This is a genomic window from Kitasatospora cinereorecta (assembly GCF_024172095.1).
Taxonomy (GTDB): Bacteria; Actinomycetota; Actinomycetes; order Streptomycetales; family Streptomycetaceae; genus Kitasatospora; species Kitasatospora cinereorecta.
The window spans coordinates 37348-57085 of the sequence record NZ_JAMZDX010000005.1 but is presented as its reverse complement, the minus strand read 5'-3'; the positions used below and the strand labels follow the sequence as shown (position 1 = coordinate 57085).

Below are 19738 nucleotides of genomic sequence, written 5' to 3'. Positions count from 1 at the left end.
CTCGCCGAAATCGGTGACATGGAATGCGGCGGCCCGTTGACAGGCGGTGGCGGCGCTCGATGTAATTCAGGTGCACTCGGGTGTACGGATCGCCGGTGTTTTCACATGGATCCCGGGGGAAACAGGACATTATGGGGACGGATATCGGAGCGGTCGTCGCGGGGAATTCCAGGATTTCCGCGCTGTACGAACGGGACCGCACCTGCCGGTCGCTGGGGATCGCCCTCGAGGAGGTGTCCGCGGGCCGCGCGGTGATGCGGATGACGGTGGCCGACACCATGGTGAACGGCCACGGAATGGCGCACGGCGGCTTCCTCTTCCTGCTCGCCGACGCGGCTTTCTCGTACGCCTGCAACAGCTACGGCCCGGTCACCGTCGCGCAGGCGGCGCAGGTGACCTTTCTGAGCCCGGCCGCGGTCGGTGACGAACTGGTGGCGGAGGCGGACGAGCGGACGCGTTCCGGGCGCACCGGAATTTACGACGTGACCGTCCGGCATACGTCCGGGCGAGTGGTGGCGGAATTCCGCGGGCACAGCGTGATTCTCGCCGGAAAGTCGCACAGCGGCGGCGAATGACGGATGTGCGGCAGGGGGCCGGGCGGTGCGATCCGCCCGGCCCCCTCGCCGTTCCGGCGCGCCGGCTACGCGGGCGGCCGCTCGTCGACCACCTGCTGGAGCTTGCCGGTGCGCGGGTTGGTGACCAGCCCGGAGCGCGGCACCCACTCGACGGTGAGGTGGTGGATGGCGCCGGACTCGACCTCGGCCGGGTAGAGCGGGCGGGCCGTGTACACCGCCTCGACCAGGCGCTCGCTCAGTTCGGCCGGCGGCTGCTCGGTGCAGCCGAGGCGGATGATCAGCCCGTCGCGGCCGTTCCAGCGGCGCTGGACCAGCTGCATGCCGGAGATGTACTGCTCGGGGTCGGCGGCGAGCAGGACGGCCCGGATCTCCTCGGTGGGCATGGCGACGGTGCCCACCCGGGCGCCCTCGTCGGAGCGGCCGACCAGGCGGAACCGCTGCTTGTCGGGGTCGACCCACTCGGCCCGGTCGCCGGTCGGGTAGCGCAGGATCGGCATCAGGGTGCGGAACAGGTTGGTGACCACCACCCGGCCGGGCACGCCCGCGGCTGTGATCGGCTCGCCGGTCACGTCGTCGAGCAGCTCGACCCAGGTGCGGTTGGGGAAGGCCTCGTGGATCCGTACGTCGTCGCCGGGCACCGGGGCGCCGACCAGGCCGGCGTCGATCGAGGCGTAGCCGACCGAGGAGATCGCGGCCTTCGGGAAGGCCCGGGCGAGGATCGGCCGCAGGTCGTCGAAGAGCAGGTCGCCGCCGAACAGCAGCAGTTCCACGGTGTCGGCCGCCTCGCCGCGCTGGACCAGGCACTCGGCGACCGCGCTGAGCTTCATCGGCTCGCCCGCGAGGACGTGCACGCCGAAGCCGGTGATCAGGTCGGCGATGTACTCGTTGGGCGCGGCGCAGCCGACGGGCAGCCGGACGTTCTCCACCGGCGCGTGGTGCAGGGCGTTCTCGATGTAGAGGAATCCGCCGTAGAGTTCGCCGGCGCAGAACAGGTTGGCCACCCGGTGGCCGGACTTGAGGCCGGCCTGCACCATGCCGGCGCCGAAGGCGGTCACCGAGTCGGCGTGCTCGGTGCGCGACCACGGGGAGAACTTGGGCACACCGGTGGTGCCGCCGGTCTTGTAGACGCCGGCGTCGTTCAGCGGGCCGGTCAGCAGCCGGTTGTCCGGCCAGGTGTTGGCGGCCCAGAACGCGCCCTGGTCGATGACCGGGAGCTCGGTGATGTGCGAGACGGTCTGCGGCACGTCCCGGTACAGCTCCGCGTAGAACGGGGAGTTGCGGCGGGCGAAGTCGACCAGCTCCTGCAGGGGTTTGGCGGGCACTGCTTCTCCTAGCTGTTCAGGGGGTCCGGCTGCCCGATCCAGGTCCGGGCGAGGGTCTGGACGGTGGAGCCGTCGGGGTCGGCGAGCTTGTGCGCGAGGTAGTCGGCGGCCCAGGCGTTGGTGGGGATCCGGAACGCCGGCCGCTCCTCGGTCAGGGTGCGTACCACGACCTCGGCGACCTCGTGCGAGAGCTGTCCGGCGGCCTCCCAGCCCTGGCCGCCGACCCAGGCCAGGTAGTCGGCGAAGGTGTCGGCGTACGGGCCGGAGGCGGCGTGGATGGTGGTGCGGTCGATGTCGGGGAACACCCCGAAGGAGGTGTCCGGCACGAAGCCGGGGACCAGTACGGACACCGACACCCCGTGCGCGGCGGCGACCGGGGCGAGGCTCTCCATGAAGCCCTCGACCGCGAACTTGGCCGCGCTGTAGGCCTCGTTGAAGGGCTGGCCGACCAGCCCGTGCACGCTGCCGACGGTCAGCAGCCGTCCGCGGGCCTCCCGCAGCAGCGGCATCGCCGCCCGGCTGACCGCGATGACGCCGAAGAAGTTCACCTCCAGGTTGGCGCGCAGCGCCGCCATGGTGGACATCTCCAGCGTCGGGTCGAAGTTGGAGATCCCGGCGTTGTTGACCACCGCGTCCAGCCGCCCGTACGTGTCCCGCACGCCGGCCACGCACTCCTCGACGGAGTCGGCGTCGGTGACGTCGAGGCGGCGGACGTCCACGGTGACGCCGGCTTCCTCGGCGGCGGCGAGCAGCGCGTCGGCGCGGGCGGGCTCGCGCAGGGTGGCGACGGTGGTGAAGCCGGCCCGGGCGGCGGCCACGGCGGTGGCCAGGCCGATGCCCGAGGAGGTCCCGGTGATCAGCACGGTCCTGCGGTCGGCGGTCATGACGTGCTGTCCGCGAGGGCCGTCTCGGGACCGGTCGCCGTCTCGGCCTCCGCCACGGGCCGGTCGGCGTCCAGCAGCGACTGGATGCGCAGCGCCGGGACGAAGGAGCAGGCCGCCAGCAGCGTGCCGCCGGCCATCACCACCCGGGCCGCGTCCAGGATGCCCAGCGGGTGGGTGAGCAGCGAGACCGCCAGGCCGCCGACCAGGGCGGCGAGCGGGATGACGCCCCAGGTGACGGTGCGGAAGGCGGCGTGCATCACGCCCTGGTTCCGGGCGGACATCCGGGACTGCCGGGTGGGCGCGCTGCACACGTTGATGCAGGACATGAAGAAGCCGTAGCAGCCCATGGTCACCGCGATCACCAGTCCGGCCGGTAGGGCGGGGGCGGCCAGCACGCCGAGGCCGACCAGGCAGTGCAGCAGCAGCGCCCAGGCCAGGGTCCGGCCGAGGCCGAACCGCTCGCTGATCCTCGGCGCGACGACGGCGCCGACCAGCGCGCCGACGGCGGCGACCGACATGGCGGCGCCGAACACGCCGACCGAGACGCCGAGTCCGCGGTAGGCGAGGACGGGCAGCACGGTGACGAAGATCGGCCCGCCGCTGTTGAGGGTGACCGCGGCGATCACCACCCGGCGCAGTACCGGGTCGTTCCAGTTCAGCCGGAAGCCGAGGGTCAGCCGCTGCCAGACCGAGCCGGAGACCACGGTCTTCTCGCCCCACGGCCGCATGGAGCGGAAGCAGGCGGCCGAGACCAGGTAGCTGGCGGCGTCCACCAGCAGCGCGGCCACGCCGAACGCGCTGTACAGGCCGGCCGCGATGGACGGGCCGGCCACCTCGGAGACCGAACCGCTGCCCTCCAGCCGGGAGTAGGCGCGGACCAGCCGCTCCTCGGGCACCACGGCGGGGACGGCGACCAGGTAGCCGACGTTGAAGAAGATGGTCGCGCCGCTGACCACCGCGACGCAGGCGAACAGCAGCGGGGTGGAGAGCACGTCCAGCCAGTACGCGACCGGGATCACCGCGACCGCGACCAGCCGGACCAGGTCGCAGACCAGCATCGTCCAGCGCTTGTCCCAGCGGTCGACCAGCACGCCGGCCACCGGGCCGAGCAGCGGGATGCCCAGGTACTGGGCCATCGCCACCACACCGACCTGCAGCGCACTGGCGTGCAGCGCGAAGATCATCAGGGTCGGGACGACGAACACGGTGACCTTGTCGCCCACCGAGCTGACCGTCTGTCCGGCCCAGAACAGGTTGAACCCGCGCCCGAGCGACTCGGGCAGGCGAAGCTTCACGACTCCTCCCGGACGACGAAGTTGGCGGTCTTGCCGGTGCGGTCGTTGCTGATCAGCGCGCCGACCGCGCGGACGCGGAAGGACTCCGGATCGTGCAGGAAGGCGGTGGAGAGGGTGAAGGTGGCGGAGAACAGGTCCTTGCGGACCCGCTCGGTGTCCACGTCCACCGCTGGGTCGGTGAGCAGCAGCACGTCCACGCCGCTCACCCGGCCCTGCTTCTCGGTGATCACCACCTGCGCCCGGGCGACGCCGGCCTCGCGCTCGACCCGCTCGATCAACTCGTCCACGTGCAGCCCGAGGCCGCGGACCTGGACCACGCTGTCGCGCCGCCCGAGCACCTGCATGACCCGGCCGGGCCGCCCGCACGGGCAGTCGGTGATCCGGCCGGCGTCGCCGGTGCGGTAGCGCAGCACCGGGTTGAGCATCTCGGGGTCGAGCGTGGTGAAGTCCAGCAGTTCGTCCTCGCCGACGTGCACCAACTGCTCGGGCAGGGTGTGGAACCGGTCGGCCGGGCAGTCGGGGGTGTTGGTGCCGACCACCCAGGTCTCGGTGGAGCCGAACATGCCCCAGCGGCGCGCCCCGGGCGCCACCACGGCCATGTCCTCCTCCAGTTGGGGCTGCCAGGCCTCGCCGAGCCAGAGCACCTTGCGCAGCGCCGGCAGGGTCACCCCGGCCGCCCGCGCGTGGGCGAACCACAGCCGCAGCACGCTGGGCGTGCCGCCGATCGCGGTGACCTCGCGGTCGGCGAAGAAGGAGAGCCAGTCGGCGTACTCGTCGCGGGCGACCGAGCCGAGCGCGATCACCTGGCAGCCGGACAGGTCGGCGAGCGCGGCGACCAGGAAGTGCGCGCCCCACATCCGTCCTGCGCCCCAGGCGTTGACGAACACGTCGGTGCGGTCCAGCGGCTGCCAGTGGGCGGCCACCCCGGCCATGTAGAAGCCGGTCGGGGCGTAGCCGACCTTGGGCGCGCCGGTGGAGCCGCCGCTCTGGAACAGCCAGGTCGCGCCGTGCTCGGCCCTGGGCTCCAGGTGGGCGAGGGCGACGTTGAGGTCGTCCTTCATCAGCGGGGGCAGCGCGGCCAGCGCGGCCAGCGTGTCCGGCGCCTGGGCGCCGGCGTAGCGCGGAGCCAACTCCGGTACGGTCAGCAGCCGTTCCAGGTTGCTGCGGGCGACGTGCAGGCGCGGCTCGGCGTCCTGCGCGGGGAGCGAGAAGTCGGTCACGGGGCCTCCGTTCCGGTCGTCGCGGCGCGGTTGGCCAGCCACTTGGCGTGGGCGTCGCGGTAGGCGGTGAAGCGGGCCCGGGTGATGTCCCGCTGGACGGACCGGTCGGGGTCCTCGAAGTCCGGGGCGATCACCCCGTCCGGCTCCAACTCGGAGAACCAGAACCGCTCCCCGTCGTGGAGGAAGTCCACGCAGAAGAACGGCAGGTCCAGCCGCTCGGCGAAGTACGCCGTGGCGTCCGCCAGTTCGTCCGGAATGGCGCCGAACTCCATGGTGCCGCCACGGCTGGCGTTGGCGACCGGCGAACCGGCCTCCGGGGTGCGCTTGAGCACCGCGTACGGCTTCCCGTCGATCACGTACACCCGGTAGTCCACCGTGCCGTCGCCCAGGTACGGCTGGACCACCAGGGTGGTGTCGCCGCCCTGCGCCAGGCTGGCCAGGCCGCGGACGTCCTCGGCGCTGCGGGCCAGGTTGATCCCGCCGCCGCCGCACCAGCCGGCCGGCTTGACGATCGCCGGGTAGCTCATGTTCCCCAGCGCCACCTCGTACAGGTGCTTGCCGACGTCGCGGCCGCTGCCGATCCGCACCGACGGGATCGGCGGCACCGGCGAGCCGTCCAGGTGGAGCAGGGTCGCCAGCTTGTCGTTGCCGATCAGCGACGCCTCGGCCGGGAACGGCAGGTAGAACCCGGCCCGGTCGAGGACCGCGGTGAGCGCGTACTGGTTGAAGATGTCCATCGACTGGTACGGCAGCGAGTACAGCGCGGTGATGAACAGGGTGTCCTGCGGGGTGACGAGCTCGTCGTCCACGTAGATCCGCGGATTGCCGCGGACCGTGCCGTCGACGGTCACCGCGTCGGGGGAGTGCCGGGTCCAGCTCATCCCCAGCTCCTCGGCGATCTCCGCGTAGAGGTCCCAGAAGTAGTGCCGCCACATCGCGGCCGTCCGGGTGGACTCCCGGTCGGGGAAGATCCAGCACATCCGGCGCAGGGGGCCGGTGGCGCTGTCAGGGGTTCGGTTCACTGCAGTCCTCACGAGGGTCGGTTCAGGAGCACGGCCCGCCGGGCTGCTCGGACCACCACTGGCGGCCGGGCTCCGGGAGGGTGTCCACCGGGTCGAAGTACGGGTGGCGCCGCTCCAGCGCCGCGTCGGGGCCGGCCGGGTCGCAGGCGCGCGCCTCCGGCTCGGTGCGGTAGTTCTTGGTCCAGTACGAGATGCCGCGTTCGCGGTCGTAGGCCACCGCCTGGTGCACCCAGCGCTTGCCGACGTGCGGCACGTCGCAGACGATCCGCGGGGTGGCGTAGCCGGGCAGGTAGCCCATGATCGCCTCCTGGAGCCGCTGCGCCTCGTGCAGCGGCGTGCGCCAGTGCTCGGCGTTGGGGATCATGTCGCAGAGGTAGAAGTAGTACGGCAGGATGTTCGCCTCGCCCTGGAGGGCGAAGCACAGGTCGAGCAGGTCCTCGGGGGTGGCGTTGACCCCGCGCATCAGCACGCCCTGGTTGCGCACGTCCCGCACCCCCGCGTCCAGCAGCGCCCGGGCCGCCTCGGCGACCAGCGGGGTGACCGACTGCACGTGGTTGGCGTGGGTGTGCACGGCCAGGTTGACCGAGCGGCGGGCGGCGAGCCGCGCCACCCGGGCCATCCCCTCCAGCACCCGCGGCTGCAGCCAGTGCTGCGGCAGGCCGACCACCGCCTTGCTGGCCAGCCGGATGTCGCGGACCGAGCCCAGCTCCAGCAGCCGCAGCAGGAAGGACTCCAGCTGCGGCCACGGCACGTTCGCCAGGTCGCCGCCGGAGACCACCACGTCGCGCACGCCGGGCGTGCGCTTGAGGTAGTCGAGCATCTGCTCCTGCCGGTCGGCCGGCCGCAGCACCAGCTTCGACTTGACCACCTGGGGCGTGGAGTTGCCGACCAGGTCCATCCGGGTGCAGTGCCCGCAGTACTGCGGGCAGGTGGCGACCAGCTCGGCGAGCACCTTGGTGGGGTAGCGGTGGGTGAGCCCCTCCACCACCCACATCTCGGCCTCGTGCAGCGAGTCGCGCTGCGCCAGCGGGTGGCTCGGCCAGTGCGGGTGCCGGTCGGCGCGGACCGGCAGCATGTACCGCCGGACCGGGTCGGCCAGGAACGCCTCGGTGAAGCCCTCCGGGTCGCCCGGGGCGTCCGGTGCCATGGTGTTCAGCATCTGCGGCGGCAGCAGCACCGACATGGTCGCGAACTGCTCCCGGTCGGCGGCGAGTTCCTGGTAGAAGCGGTCGGTGAGCAGATCGCCGACCACCGCCCGCAGCTGCCGGGCGTTCTTCACGCAGTGCGCCCGCTGCCACTGGGCGTCCCGCCACTGCTCCGCGGTGACGTCGCGCCAGCCCGGCAGCCGGCGCCAGTCCGGCTCGGCCAGGGGGATCCGTACGTACTGGTACGGCTGCCGGATCAGGTGAGGGTCCATCGGGTGCTACTGACCGGTGAAGAGGGTGGCGAAGCGGGTCCGCAGCTCGCGCTTGAGCACCTTGCCGGTCGGACCGAGCGGGAACTCCGCGGGGGTCCGGGCGATGCTCACCGCCGCGAGGGCGGCCAGGCCGGCCTCGGCCAGCGCCTTGTTGGCCGCCTCCCGGACGTCCTCGGCGGAGCAGTCCGCGGCGCCCTCCTGCAGCCGGACCACGGCGATCGGCCGCTGGCCCCCGTCGCCGGACACACCGATCACCGAGCAGTCCTGGACCAGGTCCGCGCAGTCGGCGAGCAGCACCTCCTCGACCGGCAGGCTGTAGACCGGGCCGTCGACGGTGTCGATGACGTCCACTGTGCGGTCCAGGTGGTAGAAGTTGCCCTCGGCGTCGCGCCGGGCCACGTCCCCGGTCAGCCAGTAGCCGGCCAGCTCGAAGGTCTCGGTGAGCTTGGCGTTGTTCCAGTAGCCGGGCGTACGGGACGGGCTGACGATCGCCAGCATGCCGACCGTGCCGTCCGGCACCTCGGCGCCGTCGCCGTCCAGCACCGCGGCCCTGGTGACCACCTCGAGCGGCTTGCCGACGCAGCGGTCGTTGCGCACCGACTCCGGGGTGGTGACCTGGCCGAACAGGGCCATGCCCATCTCGGAGGAGCCCAGGCCGTCGATGAACTGCGAACCGGGCAGCGCGGGCTGCTCGGCCCTCTCCTGCGGCAGCAGCCAGGGCTTGATCAGCCCGGCCGGCCGCTCGCCGAGCGTCACCAGCCGGCGGATGTGCCCGTAGTGGGCGCTGTCGCCGGTGTTGAACCAGGAGTGCACCTTGGCCGCGCCCTCGACCGGCAGCTCGCCGGTGGCCAGCTCCACGAAGGTACGCGGGAACGAGGCGACCATGGTCGGCCGGAAGGCCTCCATCACCGGCTCCACCACCGAGCGCCGCCAGTCGCCCATCACCACGGTCGGCAGGCCGAGCAGGGTCGCGGTGAGGAAGTAGCTGAGGCCGCCCGCGTGGGTGTGCGGCATCAGCGACATCAGCCGGTCGGTCGGCTCCGCCGGGAAGCGCACCATCCGCGGCTGCTTGCCGTCCCAGAACTGGCGGTGCGCCAGCATGGTGGACTTCGGGGTGCCGGTGGTACCCGAGGAGTGGATCAGCGCCACCACGTCCTCGGCCTCGTGCCGGTACGGGTACACCTCGGGCAGCGGCGCCGACTCGGCGTCGAAGGCCTGGATCTCGGCCGTCATGGCGACGAACCGCGGGCGGCGCTGCGGGTCCTCCCGGTACGCCGCGGCCAGCCGGGTGGGGTCGTCGGCCACCACGCCGACCACGCCGACGTGGTTGAGGTAGCGGACCATCACGTCGTGCCGCATGGCGTCGTTGATCAGGGCCGGGACGGCGCCCAGCGCGCTGAGCGCGAGGAAGTGCAGCAGCGGCTCCAGGCCCTCGGCCACCACCACGCCGACCGGGTCGCCGGCGCGCACGCCGTTGGCGTGGTACCAGCGGGCGTAGCGGTCGCGCAGCGCGGCCAGGTCGAGCAGGCTGTGGCCGCGCAGCACCACCCGGCCGCGGTGGTCGGTGGAGTGGCTGAAGGCGTACGGGACCGAGCGGTTGGGGTTGACCGCGATGGCGTGGTCCAGGAAGTTGCCGGCGCCGAGGGTGGGTTCGGTCATCAGCTGCTGCCGGGCGGAGAGTGGTGCGATGGAACTCTGGTCGCTCATGGCGGTCTCCCGGGAAGGGTCGGCCGACCCGGGTCCTCGTGGGACCCGGGGCCGGCTCTGTGGTGTCGGGGAAGGTCGGGGCGGTGCGACGGGCGGGTGCTACGGGCGGCCGAGGATCTCGGCGACCACCCGGTCGCCGGAGCGGATCGCGCCCTCCATCAGCCCGAAGAACGCGGTGCTGGTCTCGGTGCCGGCCCAGTGCACCCGGCCGTGCGGGGCGGTCAGCGACGGGCCGTGCCGCAGCCAGTCGCCGGGCCCGAACAGGGCGGCGTAACAGCCCTGGCTGTACGGGTCGTTGACCCAGTCGGTGACGTGGAAGGCGATCGGCGCGGGCAGCATCGGGAACAGCCGGGCGGCCTGCTCGACCGCGGCGGTGCGCTGCTGCTCCGGGTCGAGCGCGGCGTACCGGTGGGCCTCGGCGCCGGTGACGAAGCCGGTCAGCACACCGACCCCGTCGTCCGACGGCGAGTCGTCCACCGTGGACAGCAGCGGGCCCTCGGCGTTCACCGACCAGCCGGACAGCCCGTGCCGGCGCCAGAGGGGCTCGGGGTAGACCAGGTTCACCTTGACCGCGCAGCCGCGGGCGGTGCGCCTCCCCGCGCGGGGCGCCGGCAGGGCCGGTGCGTACTCCAGGGCCTGGGCCAGCAGCGGGGGCAGGGCGATCACCGCGACGTCCGCGCGGTGCTCGCCGAGCGCGGTGCGGACGGTGACGCCGGCCCCGTCCTGGTGCACCGCCACGGCCGGCTCGCCGAGCCGCACCCGGTCGCCGAGGCGTGCGGCCAGCCGCTCGCACGCCTGGTGGGCGCCGCCGGCGATCCGGTCCTGCTGCGCGCCGCCCTCGAAGGCGTTGAGGTAGCGGATCCCGCCACCGGAGCGCAGGTAGAAGGCCATGTGCAGGACCGACACGTCGGCCGGGTCGGCGGCCATCATCTCGCCCAGGAAGAGCGGGAAGAACAGCCGGGCGTCCGGGTGGGTGAGGTTCTGCTCGGCCCACTCGGCCGCGGTGGTGGTGTCCAGCCGTTCGGCGTCCGGGGTCAGCCAGGGCGCCTCGGGCCGTACGGCGTCGGTGAGTTCGGCCAGCAGCTCGAACATGTCGCCGAGCGCCACCGCGTTCAGCGGCGGGAAGCGGCCGTCCCGGGTGGCGTGTTCGGCGCCGAGCGCGAAGCGGCTGGCGCCGAGCATCGTGGTGGGAGTGGTCTTGAGGTCCAACTCGGCCATCAAGGCCAGCAGTTCGGTGTGGCGGTCGCCCAGGTACGCGGCGCCCGCGTCCACCCAGCCGGTGGGCGAGACCCGCAGGCCGTGGGTGCGGCCGCCGACCCGCTCGCGGGCCTCCAGCACGGTGACCTCGACCCCGCGCTCGGCCAGGCCGCTCGCGGCGGTCAGGCCGGCCAAGCCCGCGCCGACCACCACCGCGCTGGTGACACCGCCCGGAGCGGCGGCATCCGCGCCGCCGGCCACGGGCGCGGTCACCGGGCGGCCGCGATCAGCTCGGCGAGGCCCTCGGGGGTGGGGGCGAGCACGAAGTCCTCGAACGCCAGCTCCACGCCGTAGCCGCGGGCGATCGCGCTCAGCACCCGGGTCGCGATCAGCGAGTCGCCGCCGAGCAGGAAGAAGTCCGCGTCCGCCGCCACGTCCGGGGTCTCCAGTACGCGACGGAAGATCGCCACCACGCCGTCGACGTCGGCGGCGGAACCGGTGCGGGCTCCGAGGCCGGCGGGCGCGCCGCCGGGGGCGGCGGAGGCGGTGGTGTCAACGCTCATCGAGGGTCTCCTTTGACCTGTTCGGTTACCTGACCGCGGGGCGCGTGCCGCTGGTGCGAGCCCGCGCGGTCGACTTTTCCGCTCGCGGTGTGCACGAGCTCGGGGACGACGGTGATCCGGCTGGGCACCAGGTGGCCCGGCACCCGGCCGCGCAGGTACGACAGGACCTCCCGGTCCAGCGCCCCGACCGTCTGCGGGGTGCGCGGCACCACGTAGGCGACCAGCGCGCAGCGGCCGGCCAGGGTGGTGCCCGCCACCGCGACCGCGCCGACCTCGGGGTGGCCCGCGATGTGGGCCTCGACCTCGGCCGGGTCCACCCGGATGCCGCGGACCTTGATCTCGTGGTCGAGCCGGCCGCGGTGGTCGAGCACGCCGTCCGGCCGCCGGCTCACCCGGTCGCCGGTACGGAAGCAGCGCTCGCCGTCGACCGGGGCGAAGCGGGCCGCGGTGGCCTCGGGCAGACCGCGGTAGCCGAGCGCCAGCGCCGGTCCGCCGATCAGCAACTCGCCGTCCTCGCTGATCCGTTCGACCACGTGCGGCAGTGCCCGGCCGATCGGTGCCCGGGTGCTGCCGTCCCAGGCGAGGCCGAGCGCGCCCGCCCGCGGACCGGACAGGTCCACGGCGTGGGTGATCAGCGTGGTCTCGGTGCAGCCGTAGGTGTTGACCAGCCGGATCCGCCCGGTCGGCAGGGCGCTCCAGTCCGCCAGTCGGGCCGGGCTCGCCGCCTCGCCGCCGATCACCAGCAGCCGGACGCAGTCCGGCAGGGCGAGCGAGTCCTCGGCGAGGTGCAGCACCAGCTCGTGCCAGAAGGCCGTCGGCAGGTCGAGGACGGTGATCCGCTCGCGTTCGACCAGCCGCAGGAAGCGGGGGAACGACCCGGAATGCGCCTCGGCGTCGAGGACCAGGGCGGCGCCCGTGGTGAGCGTCGGCAGGATCTCCTCGAAGCAGGTGTCCCAGTTGAGCGAGGCGAACTGCAACACCCGTTCCTCAGGGGTGAGTTCGAACAGCTCGCGGAGCGAGGCGACGGTGGCGGAGATCGCCCGACGCGGCGTCACCACCGGCTTGGGCTGCCCGGTGGAGCCGGAGGTGAACAGCAGGTAGGCCGGATCGTCCGGGTCGACGGTGCGTGGTCCGCGTCCGCCGGGCGCCCGGTCGTCCGGTACCGGTAACAGGCCCAGACGGGCCGTCAGCCCGTGGTCCGAACCGGCCATCGTCCGACAGCCCGCTCCGGCCACCATGGCCAGTTGACGCTCCGTCGGGAATTGCGGATCGACCGGGCAGTAGACGCCGCCGGCCATGAGGATGCCCAGCAGTGCCACCACCGTTTCCGGGGTGTGCGTCGCCTGCACGGCGACCGCGCCGGGATTGGGGCCCAGCCCTGCCGCGAAGGCGTTCGCCGACTCCCTGAGTCGGCGATAAGCGATGGCGTGTCCGCGGTGGACAATCGCCGGCCGTTCGGGAAATCGATCGGCGATTTCCGTGAACGCGTCAAGAAGGTCGGAAGAGACCGGTTCGGTGCCGTGATGCTTTGACATGCCCGCCCCAAAAATGCGCTTGCGAGCGCCCTGTCCGTGCTCGGCGAACCGGGACTCTACCTTCGAACATGTGTCGCCACAATGGTTGTTGAGGGCGCCGGTGTGAGGCGGTGTGGTTGAACTGTGAACACTGTCCCGCCTGGTCGGATCCAGAACCGTTGATTGACTCCGATCCGTGTCCGTTCGGCTACGCCGCTCCGGCCCGGAAGAACTCCGGCCGCACATTGACAGGATGACGTCAGGTCAGGAAGTGTGGCGGGCGGAGCGCAATATCGGGTCCGCCGATCGCGGCGCGGGCGCGTGCGCGCTTCCGGGATTGGCGTCAATTGCCGTTTACTGTTTATGGATTCGACCCTCGGAAACCCGGCGGAGCGCTTGCCCGCTCCGACGGCGTGGCCGAAACGCGGAGGTGCGAATAGGCCGCTGCTCTCGCGCTGTGATCGACATCGACGCGGCCCGTCCCGGGGCCGAGACGGCCCGGCGCCTGCGGCAGGCCGACTGCTGCACTGGAACCCGGCCTCGGCGTCGGCGTCGACGAGTTCGAGGACGGGTGCGAGCACCGGGAGACCTGGAACCCGCGGGCGACCGTCGCCTTCTGGCGGGACTTCGTCCGGTAGCGGGCGCCACTGGTGGCGGTCGCCTCGGGGTCGGTGATCGTGGCGTGGGTCGGCCGGTGCCCGGGCGGGACCATGTGCGAGGAGGGGGACGGCCCGTGTGCCGCTTCCGGCGGTCGGGGAAGAGTGGTTGGCGATGGCGGCGGAGCGGCGGCCGGGAAGAGCTCCCGATTGATCCCTCGCAGTTGCGAGGCTGCGGGGCCGTCCGGTCGGGCTAATACCGGCCGAATGTCCCATATCTCCTGGTATCTGCTGTTCTATGCTCGCGGGGACCGCCCCACGGCTCTGGGAGACCATCGTGTACCGCTCCGCCACTGCCGGCGTCGTCGCCGCCGCACTGCTGGCGATCAGCGCCTGCTCGTCGAGCAGCTCGTCCGGCTCGGCGTCCGCGTCGCCGACGGTCACCGGTGCGGTGACCGTCTTCGCCGCCGCCTCGCTGAAGGGCACCTTCACCCAGCTCGGCAAGATGTTCGAGGATGCGCATCCCGGCACCAAGGTCGTCTTCAACTTCGGCGGCAGTGACACCCTGGCCGCGAGCATTGTCAACGGCGCCCCGGCGGACGTCTTCGCCTCGGCCAGTCCGGCCACCATGAAGACCGTCACCGACAAGGGCGACGCGGCCGGCACTCCCACCGTGTTCGTCAGCAACCAGCTGGAGATCGCCGTCCAGCCCGGCAACCCCATGCACGTCACCACCGTGCAGAACCTCGCCAACCCCTCGGTCAAGGTGGTGCTCTGTGCCAAGACCGTCCCCTGCGGCGCCGCCGCCCAGACCGCGCTCGCGGCGGGCAACGTCACGGTGACGCCCGTCAGTTACGAGCAGGACGTCACCGCCACGCTCACCAAGGTCGAGCTCAAGGAGGCCGACGCCGGGCTGGTCTACCGGACCGACGTCAAGAGCGCGGGCGGCAAGGTCGGGGGCGCCACCTTCCCCGAATCGGCGTGCGCGATCAACAAGTACCCGATCGCCCCGCTCACCCACGCCCCGAATGCTGCGGGCGCGAGCGCGTTCGTCGCCCTGGTCCAGTCGCTGGCGGGGCAGAAGGTGCTCACCGACGCCGGCTTCCTCGGCCCGACGGCCTCCCCGTCCGCCCCGCCGTCGACGTGCCCCTCGACCTCCGCCTCCACCTCCACCTCCGCCTCTCCCTCGCCGACCTCGTCCTGACCGGCCGCGAGGGATAGCGCCTTGCATCCGCAAGGACACTGCTCGTAGCGGACTGGCATCTGCGAGGGAGCCTGCCTGGTTGATCCTCCAAGTCGGCCGAGGAAGCGTGGTGTACGAGGCCACTCGTCCGCGCCTGCGGCCGTTGCTTCAATCGCCGTATCGATCGAGTCGAGGACGGCGGTGGTGGCAGGTGGACCTGAACACGGTGGTGGAGATGCGCGACGCGCGGCGTCGCGACACCTGGCGTCCCGGGGACGCCTGGCTCGGCGGCGGGACGTACCTGTTCTCCGAGCCGCAGCCGCACATCCGCCGGTTGATCGACCTCAGCCGGATGGGCTGGGAACCGGTCCGGCTGACCGCGGCCGGTGACCTGGAGATCGCGGCGACCTGCACCGTCGCCCAGCTGTCGCGGTTCGCGCGGGACGCCGACTGGACGGCGGCGCCGCTGGTGGAGCAGTGCTGCCGGGCGTTCCTCGCCTCCTGGAAGATCTGGCACATGGCCACCGTCGGCGGCAACCTGTGCAACGGCCTGCCGGCCGGGCCGATGATCTCGCTGACCGCCGCCCTGGACGGGGTGTGCACCCTGCTGTCGCAGGGCGGCGAGGTGCGCGAGGTGCCGGTGAAGGACTTCGTCATCGGCGCCGGGGTCAAGGTCCTTCAGCCCGGTGAGCTGCTGCGGTCGATCACTCTCCCCGCCCGGGCACTGGCGAGTCGGACGGCGTTCCGCCAGGCGTCGCTGTACGGTCTCGGCCGCTCCGGCGCACTGCTGATCGGCGCCCGCGACCCGATCGACGGCGAGCTGGCGCTGACCGTCACCGCCTCGACGGTGCGGCCGATCCAGCTGCGCTTCGCCGTCCCGCCCAACGCCGAGGCCGTCCGCGAGGCCGTTGAGTACGGTGTCCGGCCCGAGGAGTGGTTCGACGACATCCACGGACTCCCGGTCTGGCGGCGGCACATGACCTTCCGCTTCGCCGAGGAGATCCGCCGTGAACTGATCGAGGAGGCCGGGCGGTGAGCTTCTCGATCCGGGTCAACGGCGAGGACGTCGACCACGAGCCGAGAGCCGGCCAGTGCCTGCGCACCTACCTGCGCGAGCGCGGCTGGTTCGGGGTGAAGAAGGGCTGCGACGCGGGCGACTGCGGCGCCTGCACCGTCCAGGTGGACGGCGAACCGGTGCACAGCTGCCTCTACCCCGCGCTGCGCGCCGAGGGCCGCTCGGTCACCACCGTGGAGGGCCTGGCGAAGGACGGCGAACTCCACCCGGTGCAGCAGCAGTTCCTCGACGCCCAGGGCTTCCAGTGCGGCTTCTGTACGGCCGGGATGCTGATGACCGCCTCCGCCTTCACCGAGGAGCACCTGGCCGACCTGCCGCGGGCGTTGAAGGGCAACCTGTGCCGGTGCACCGGCTACCGGGCGATCGAGGACTCGATCCGCGGGGTCCGGCACACCGAGCAGCCGTGCGCCGGGCAGGCGGTCGGCCGCAGCCTCGGTGCCCCCGCCGGACCGCAGGTGGTCACCGGCACCGCCCGGTACACCTTCGACCTCGCCGTCGACGGCCTGCTGCACATGAAGCTGCTGCGCTCCCCGCACCCGCACGCCCGGATCGTCTCCATCGACACCGCGGCGGCGCTGCGCGTCCCCGGCGTGGTCGCGGTGTTCACCCACCACGACGCGCCCGAGAAGCTGTACTCCTCGGCCCGGCACGAGCATCCGACCGAGGACCCGGACGACACCCGGGTGCTGGACGACGTGGTCCGCTTCGTCGGCCAGCGGGTCGCCGCCGTGGTCGCCGAGAGCGAGGGCGCCGCCGAGGAGGGCTGCCGGAGGATCGTGGTCGCGTACGAGCAGCTCCCGTACGTCCTCGACCCGGACCTGGCCATGCTGCCCGGCGCCCCGGTGATCCACCCCAAGGGCCCGGAGACCCGGATCGCCCGGGCCGAGAACAACGTCTGCGGTGAGGCCCACGGCGAGCTGGGCGACGTCGAGGCGGGCTTCGCCGAGGCCGACGTGGTCTACGAGGAGACCTTTCTGACCCAGCGGGTGCAGCACGCGAGCCTGGAGACGCACGGCTGCGTCGCGTACTTCGAGGAGTCCGAGGAGACCGGCGAGGAGCGGATCGTGGTCCGGTCCTCCACCCAGGTGCCGTTCCTGACCCGGCGGGCCCTGTGCGACCTGTACGACCTGCCGATGGAGAAGGTGCGGGTGGTCGCGGGCCGGGTCGGCGGCGGGTTCGGCGGCAAGCAGGAGATGCTCACCGAGGACATCGCGGTGCTCGCGGCGATGAAGCTGCACCGCCCGGTGAAGCTGGAGTTCACCCGTGCCGAGCAGTTCTACGGCGCCACCACCCGGCATCCGTTCCGGATCACGGTGAAGCTCGGCGCCAAGCGCGACGGGACGCTGACGGCGATCCGGTTCCGGGTGGTCGCCAACACCGGCGCGTACGGCAATCACGGGCCGGCGGTGATGTTCCACAGCGTCGGCGAGTCGATGGGTGTCTACCGGGCGCCGCACAAGAAGGTCGACGCCTACTCGGTGTACACCAACGGCGTGCCCGCCGGCGCGTTCCGCGGCTACGGGCTGGGCCAGGTGACCTTCGCGGTGGAGTCGGCGATGGACGAACTCGCCCGACGGCTGGACATCGACCCGCTGGTGCTGCGCGAGAAGAACATCATCGGCCCCGGCGAGCACATGGAGGGCCCGCTCGGCGAGGAGGAGGACCTGCACATCGCCTCCTACGGCCTCGACCAGTGCCTCGGTGTCGTCCGCACCGCCCTCGCGAACGACACCAGTGCCGAACTCGCCCCGGAGGGCTGGCTGGTGGGCCAGGGCTTCGCCATGGCGGCGATCGCCTGCGGTCCGCCCGGCGGCCACATCGCCGACGCCACGGTCAAGCTGCTGGAGGACGGCACGTACGACATCGCCGTCGGCACGGCGGAGTTCGGCAACGGCACCACCACCGTGCACCAGCAGATCACCGCGGGGGCGCTGGGGACGACGGTGGACCGGATCGCGATCCGGCAGTCCGACACCGACGTCGTCAGGCACGACACCGGAGCCTTCGGCTCGGCCGGGACGGTCGTCGCGGGCAAGGCCGTGATGAAGGCCGCCAACGCGCTCGCCGAGCAGATCCTGTCCTTCACCGCCGAGTACGCCCGCACCCCGCGCAGCCTGCTGAAGCTCACCGCGGACTCGGTGGACTGCGACGGGCGGCCGGTCCCGCTGAAGGAGATCTTCGAGGCGGCCCGGGGCCAGGGCGTGGGGCTCACCGCGGACGGCCACTTCGGCGGCTCGCCGCGTTCGATCGCCTTCAACTCGCAGTGGTTCCGGATCGCCGTCGACCCGGACACCGGCGAGATCCGGATCCTGCGCAGCGTCCACGGCGCCGACGCCGGCCGGGTGATGAACCCGCTGCAGTGCCGCGGCCAGGTCGAGGGCGGGGTGGCGCAGGCGCTCGGCGCCACCCTGTTCGAGCAGGTGCTCCTCGACGAGGGGGGCGAGGTCACCACCGCCGCCTTCCGCCGCTACCGGCTGCCCGCGTACGCGGACGTGCCGCGCACCGAGGTCCACTTCAGCGAGACCTCGGACGCGATCGGCCCGCTCGGCGCCAAGTCGATGTCCGAGAGCCCGTTCAACCCGGTGCCGCCCGCGTTCGCCAACGCCCTGCGGGACGCCACCGGCATCCGCTTCACCGAGGCGCCGTTCCTCCGGGACAAGGTCTGGCAGGCCATCGACGAGCACCGGCGGAATGAGAGGGCCCAGGCCTGACCCGGCCCCGATTGGTCCGTTCGGGCGGCGGCGGCCGGGTCGGGCGCGACGGCGCGGCCCGGCCCCGTGTTTAGTGGGGAAATGGGCGCACGGGACGGGTGGTGGGCACGATGATCAGCGGGGTCCACCTGGAGGCGCAGTGGCGACGGGAGGCGCTGCGCACCAACCTGTGGGTCGTGCCGACCTTCGAGATCGTCCTCGCGGTCGGGTTCTTCTTCGTCACCTGGTCGCTGGACCGGGCCGCCAGCCGGGGCGAGCTGACGCTGCCCCCGTGGGTGATCAGCGGAACCGCGGACGCCGCCCGGCAGATCCTCGCCGCCATCGCCGCGGCGCTGATCACCGTCGTCGGCGTGGTCTTCTCGATCATGATCGTGACGCTGACCCTGGCCTCCACCCAGTTCGGCCCCCGGATGCTGCGGACCTTCATCCGGGACCGCACCACCCAGCTCACGCTCGGCACCTTCGTCGGCACCTTCGTGTACGCGATCCTCTCCCTGGTCTCGATCGGCCCGGCGGCCAGCGGCGACTTCGTCCCGCACCTGTCGATCACCGCGTGCATGGTGCTGGTGCTGGCCGACCTGGCGGTGCTGATCTTCTTCATCCACCACATCGCCACCTCCATCCAGCTGCCCCGGGTGATCGCCTCCATCGCGTCGGAGCTGTCCGCGGCGATCGAGGCGGGTGGCGGCCAGCCGCAGTGGTCGGGCGGCGAGGCGCGCGGGCCGACCGCGGCCGAGCTGCAGGCCCGGCTGGACGCGACCGGCGCCCGGGTCCCGGCCCCGGCCAGCGGCTACCTGCAGTTCGTCCGGCACCGGACCCTGGTCCGGCTGGCGGCGGAGCTCGACGCGGTGATCCGGCTGGACCACCGGCCCGGCCACTTCCTGGTCCAGGGCCACCCGCTGGCCACCGTCTGGCCCCCCTCGGCCGCCCCCGAGGTGGCCCGCAGCTTCGCCCGCGCCCACATCACCGGCTCCACCCGCACCCTCGCCCAGGACATCGCCTTCGCCGTCGACCAGCTGGTGGAGATCGCCATCCGGGCGCTGTCCACCGCCGTCAACGACACCTTCACCACCCTCACCTGCATCGACTGGCTGGGGGAGGGGCTGTGCCGGGTGGCCGCGAACTGGCAGCCCGACCCGGTCCACCGCGACGACCTCGGGTACATCCGGGTGATGACCGTACCGGTCAGCTACGAACGGCTGGTCGAGCGGGCCTTCGAGAAGATCCGTCAGTCCGCCGCCGGGATGCCCGCCGTGCTGATCCGGCAGCTGGACGCGCTGGTGGAGATCATGGCCGAGACCACCACCGAGGAGCAGCGGCGGGTCCTGCTGCGGCAGGCCGAGATGATCGAGCGGCTGAACCGCGACTCCGTCCCGGAGGAGGCCGACCGCGAGGACGTGCACCGCCGCTACCTGGCCGTCCACGCCGCGCACGCGCGGCTCGCCGAGGGGAGCTGA

The 19738-nt window shown here is 72.5% G+C and carries 15 protein-coding genes; 5 read left to right on the top strand and 10 right to left on the bottom strand.

Features of this window, described 5'->3' with window-relative positions:
- Positions 1 to 131: 131 nt before the first annotated feature.
- Complete coding sequence (paaI, locus tag FHR36_RS25935) at positions 132 to 575, top strand: hydroxyphenylacetyl-CoA thioesterase PaaI (protein WP_253800853.1); 444 nt, start codon at positions 132 to 134, stop codon at positions 573 to 575.
- Positions 576 to 640: 65 nt separating this feature from the next.
- Here paaI and FHR36_RS25930 read toward each other — a convergent pair whose 3' ends face one another.
- From FHR36_RS25930 to FHR36_RS25885, 10 genes are all read right to left on the bottom strand, one after another.
- Positions 641 to 1897 (bottom strand): phenylacetate--CoA ligase family protein, encoded by a 1257-nt coding sequence (locus tag FHR36_RS25930; protein ID WP_253800850.1) that lies wholly within the window; start codon positions 1895 to 1897, stop codon positions 641 to 643.
- An 8-nt stretch (positions 1898 to 1905) separates the two neighbouring features.
- Entirely contained in the window at positions 1906 to 2781 is an 876-nt protein-coding gene (locus tag FHR36_RS25925; RefSeq protein WP_253800848.1) for an SDR family NAD(P)-dependent oxidoreductase, read from the bottom strand.
- On the bottom strand, positions 2778 to 4076 hold the full coding sequence (locus FHR36_RS25920; protein ID WP_253800846.1) for an MFS transporter: 1299 nt from the start codon (positions 4074 to 4076) through the stop codon (positions 2778 to 2780). Before FHR36_RS25920 ends, FHR36_RS25925 begins: the two co-directional genes overlap by 4 nt.
- A complete protein-coding gene (locus FHR36_RS25915; protein ID WP_253800844.1) occupies positions 4073 to 5296 on the bottom strand; it encodes an AMP-binding protein in 1224 nt (407 codons plus the stop codon). Before FHR36_RS25915 ends, FHR36_RS25920 begins: the two co-directional genes overlap by 4 nt.
- Positions 5293 to 6318 carry an ATP-grasp domain-containing protein gene (locus FHR36_RS40025; protein ID WP_253800842.1) on the bottom strand — a complete coding sequence of 342 codons (1026 nt, stop codon included), beginning with the start codon at positions 6316 to 6318 and terminating at the stop codon, positions 5293 to 5295. The genes FHR36_RS25915 and FHR36_RS40025 overlap by 4 nt, the downstream gene beginning before the upstream one ends.
- A gap of 22 nt (positions 6319 to 6340) precedes the next feature.
- On the bottom strand, positions 6341 to 7735 hold the full coding sequence (locus tag FHR36_RS25905) for a KamA family radical SAM protein (RefSeq protein WP_253800840.1): 1395 nt from the start codon (positions 7733 to 7735) through the stop codon (positions 6341 to 6343).
- Positions 7736 to 7741: 6 nt separating this feature from the next.
- Positions 7742 to 9442: a class I adenylate-forming enzyme family protein gene (locus FHR36_RS25900; RefSeq protein ID WP_253800838.1), complete on the bottom strand. Its 1701-nt coding sequence runs from the start codon at positions 9440 to 9442 to the stop codon at positions 7742 to 7744.
- Positions 9443 to 9541: 99 nt separating this feature from the next.
- The gene (locus tag FHR36_RS25895) at positions 9542 to 10912 is read right to left on the bottom strand and encodes a flavin monoamine oxidase family protein (protein ID WP_253800836.1); all 1371 of its coding nucleotides are present in this window, start codon (positions 10910 to 10912) and stop codon (positions 9542 to 9544) included.
- Entirely contained in the window at positions 10909 to 11202 is a 294-nt protein-coding gene (locus FHR36_RS25890) for a phosphopantetheine-binding protein (protein ID WP_253800834.1), read from the bottom strand. Before FHR36_RS25890 ends, FHR36_RS25895 begins: the two co-directional genes overlap by 4 nt.
- Positions 11199 to 12737, bottom strand: a complete 1539-nt coding sequence (locus FHR36_RS25885) for an amino acid adenylation domain-containing protein (protein ID WP_253800832.1) — start codon at positions 12735 to 12737, stop codon at positions 11199 to 11201. Before FHR36_RS25885 ends, FHR36_RS25890 begins: the two co-directional genes overlap by 4 nt.
- 873 nt (positions 12738 to 13610) lie before the next feature.
- Here FHR36_RS25885 and modA point away from each other — a divergent pair.
- The 4 genes from modA (at position 13611) to FHR36_RS25865 (ending at position 19738) form a co-directional block, all read left to right on the top strand.
- Positions 13611 to 14516, top strand: a complete 906-nt coding sequence (modA, locus tag FHR36_RS25880) for a molybdate ABC transporter substrate-binding protein (RefSeq protein WP_253800830.1) — start codon at positions 13611 to 13613, stop codon at positions 14514 to 14516.
- 190 nt (positions 14517 to 14706) lie between these two features.
- Positions 14707 to 15531, top strand: a complete 825-nt coding sequence (locus tag FHR36_RS25875; protein ID WP_253800828.1) for an FAD binding domain-containing protein — start codon at positions 14707 to 14709, stop codon at positions 15529 to 15531.
- The gene (locus FHR36_RS25870) at positions 15528 to 18281 is read left to right on the top strand and encodes a molybdopterin-dependent oxidoreductase (protein WP_253800826.1); all 2754 of its coding nucleotides are present in this window, start codon (positions 15528 to 15530) and stop codon (positions 18279 to 18281) included. The genes FHR36_RS25875 and FHR36_RS25870 overlap by 4 nt, the downstream gene beginning before the upstream one ends.
- Positions 18282 to 18391: 110 nt before the next feature.
- Positions 18392 to 19738 (top strand): DUF2254 domain-containing protein, encoded by a 1347-nt coding sequence (locus tag FHR36_RS25865; RefSeq protein WP_253800824.1) that lies wholly within the window; start codon positions 18392 to 18394, stop codon positions 19736 to 19738.

Bases quoted from the DNA above. Each gene is read 5' to 3' on its own strand.
- FHR36_RS25890 (WP_253800834.1), bottom strand. From the start codon at position 11,202: ATGAGCGTTGACACCACCGCCTCCGCCGCCCCCGGCGGCGCGCCCGCC.
- modA (WP_253800830.1), top strand. From the start codon at position 13,611: ATGCTCGCGGGGACCGCCCCACGGCTCTGGGAGACCATCGTGTACCGC.
- FHR36_RS25925 (WP_253800848.1), bottom strand. From the start codon at position 2,781: ATGACCGCCGACCGCAGGACCGTGCTGATCACCGGGACCTCCTCGGGC.
- FHR36_RS25885 (WP_253800832.1), bottom strand. From the start codon at position 12,737: ATGTCAAAGCATCACGGCACCGAACCGGTCTCTTCCGACCTTCTTGAC.
- FHR36_RS25865 (WP_253800824.1), top strand. From the start codon at position 18,392: ATGATCAGCGGGGTCCACCTGGAGGCGCAGTGGCGACGGGAGGCGCTG.
- FHR36_RS25905 (WP_253800840.1), bottom strand. From the start codon at position 7,735: ATGGACCCTCACCTGATCCGGCAGCCGTACCAGTACGTACGGATCCCC.
- FHR36_RS25900 (WP_253800838.1), bottom strand. From the start codon at position 9,442: ATGAGCGACCAGAGTTCCATCGCACCACTCTCCGCCCGGCAGCAGCTG.
- paaI (WP_253800853.1), top strand. From the start codon at position 132: ATGGGGACGGATATCGGAGCGGTCGTCGCGGGGAATTCCAGGATTTCC.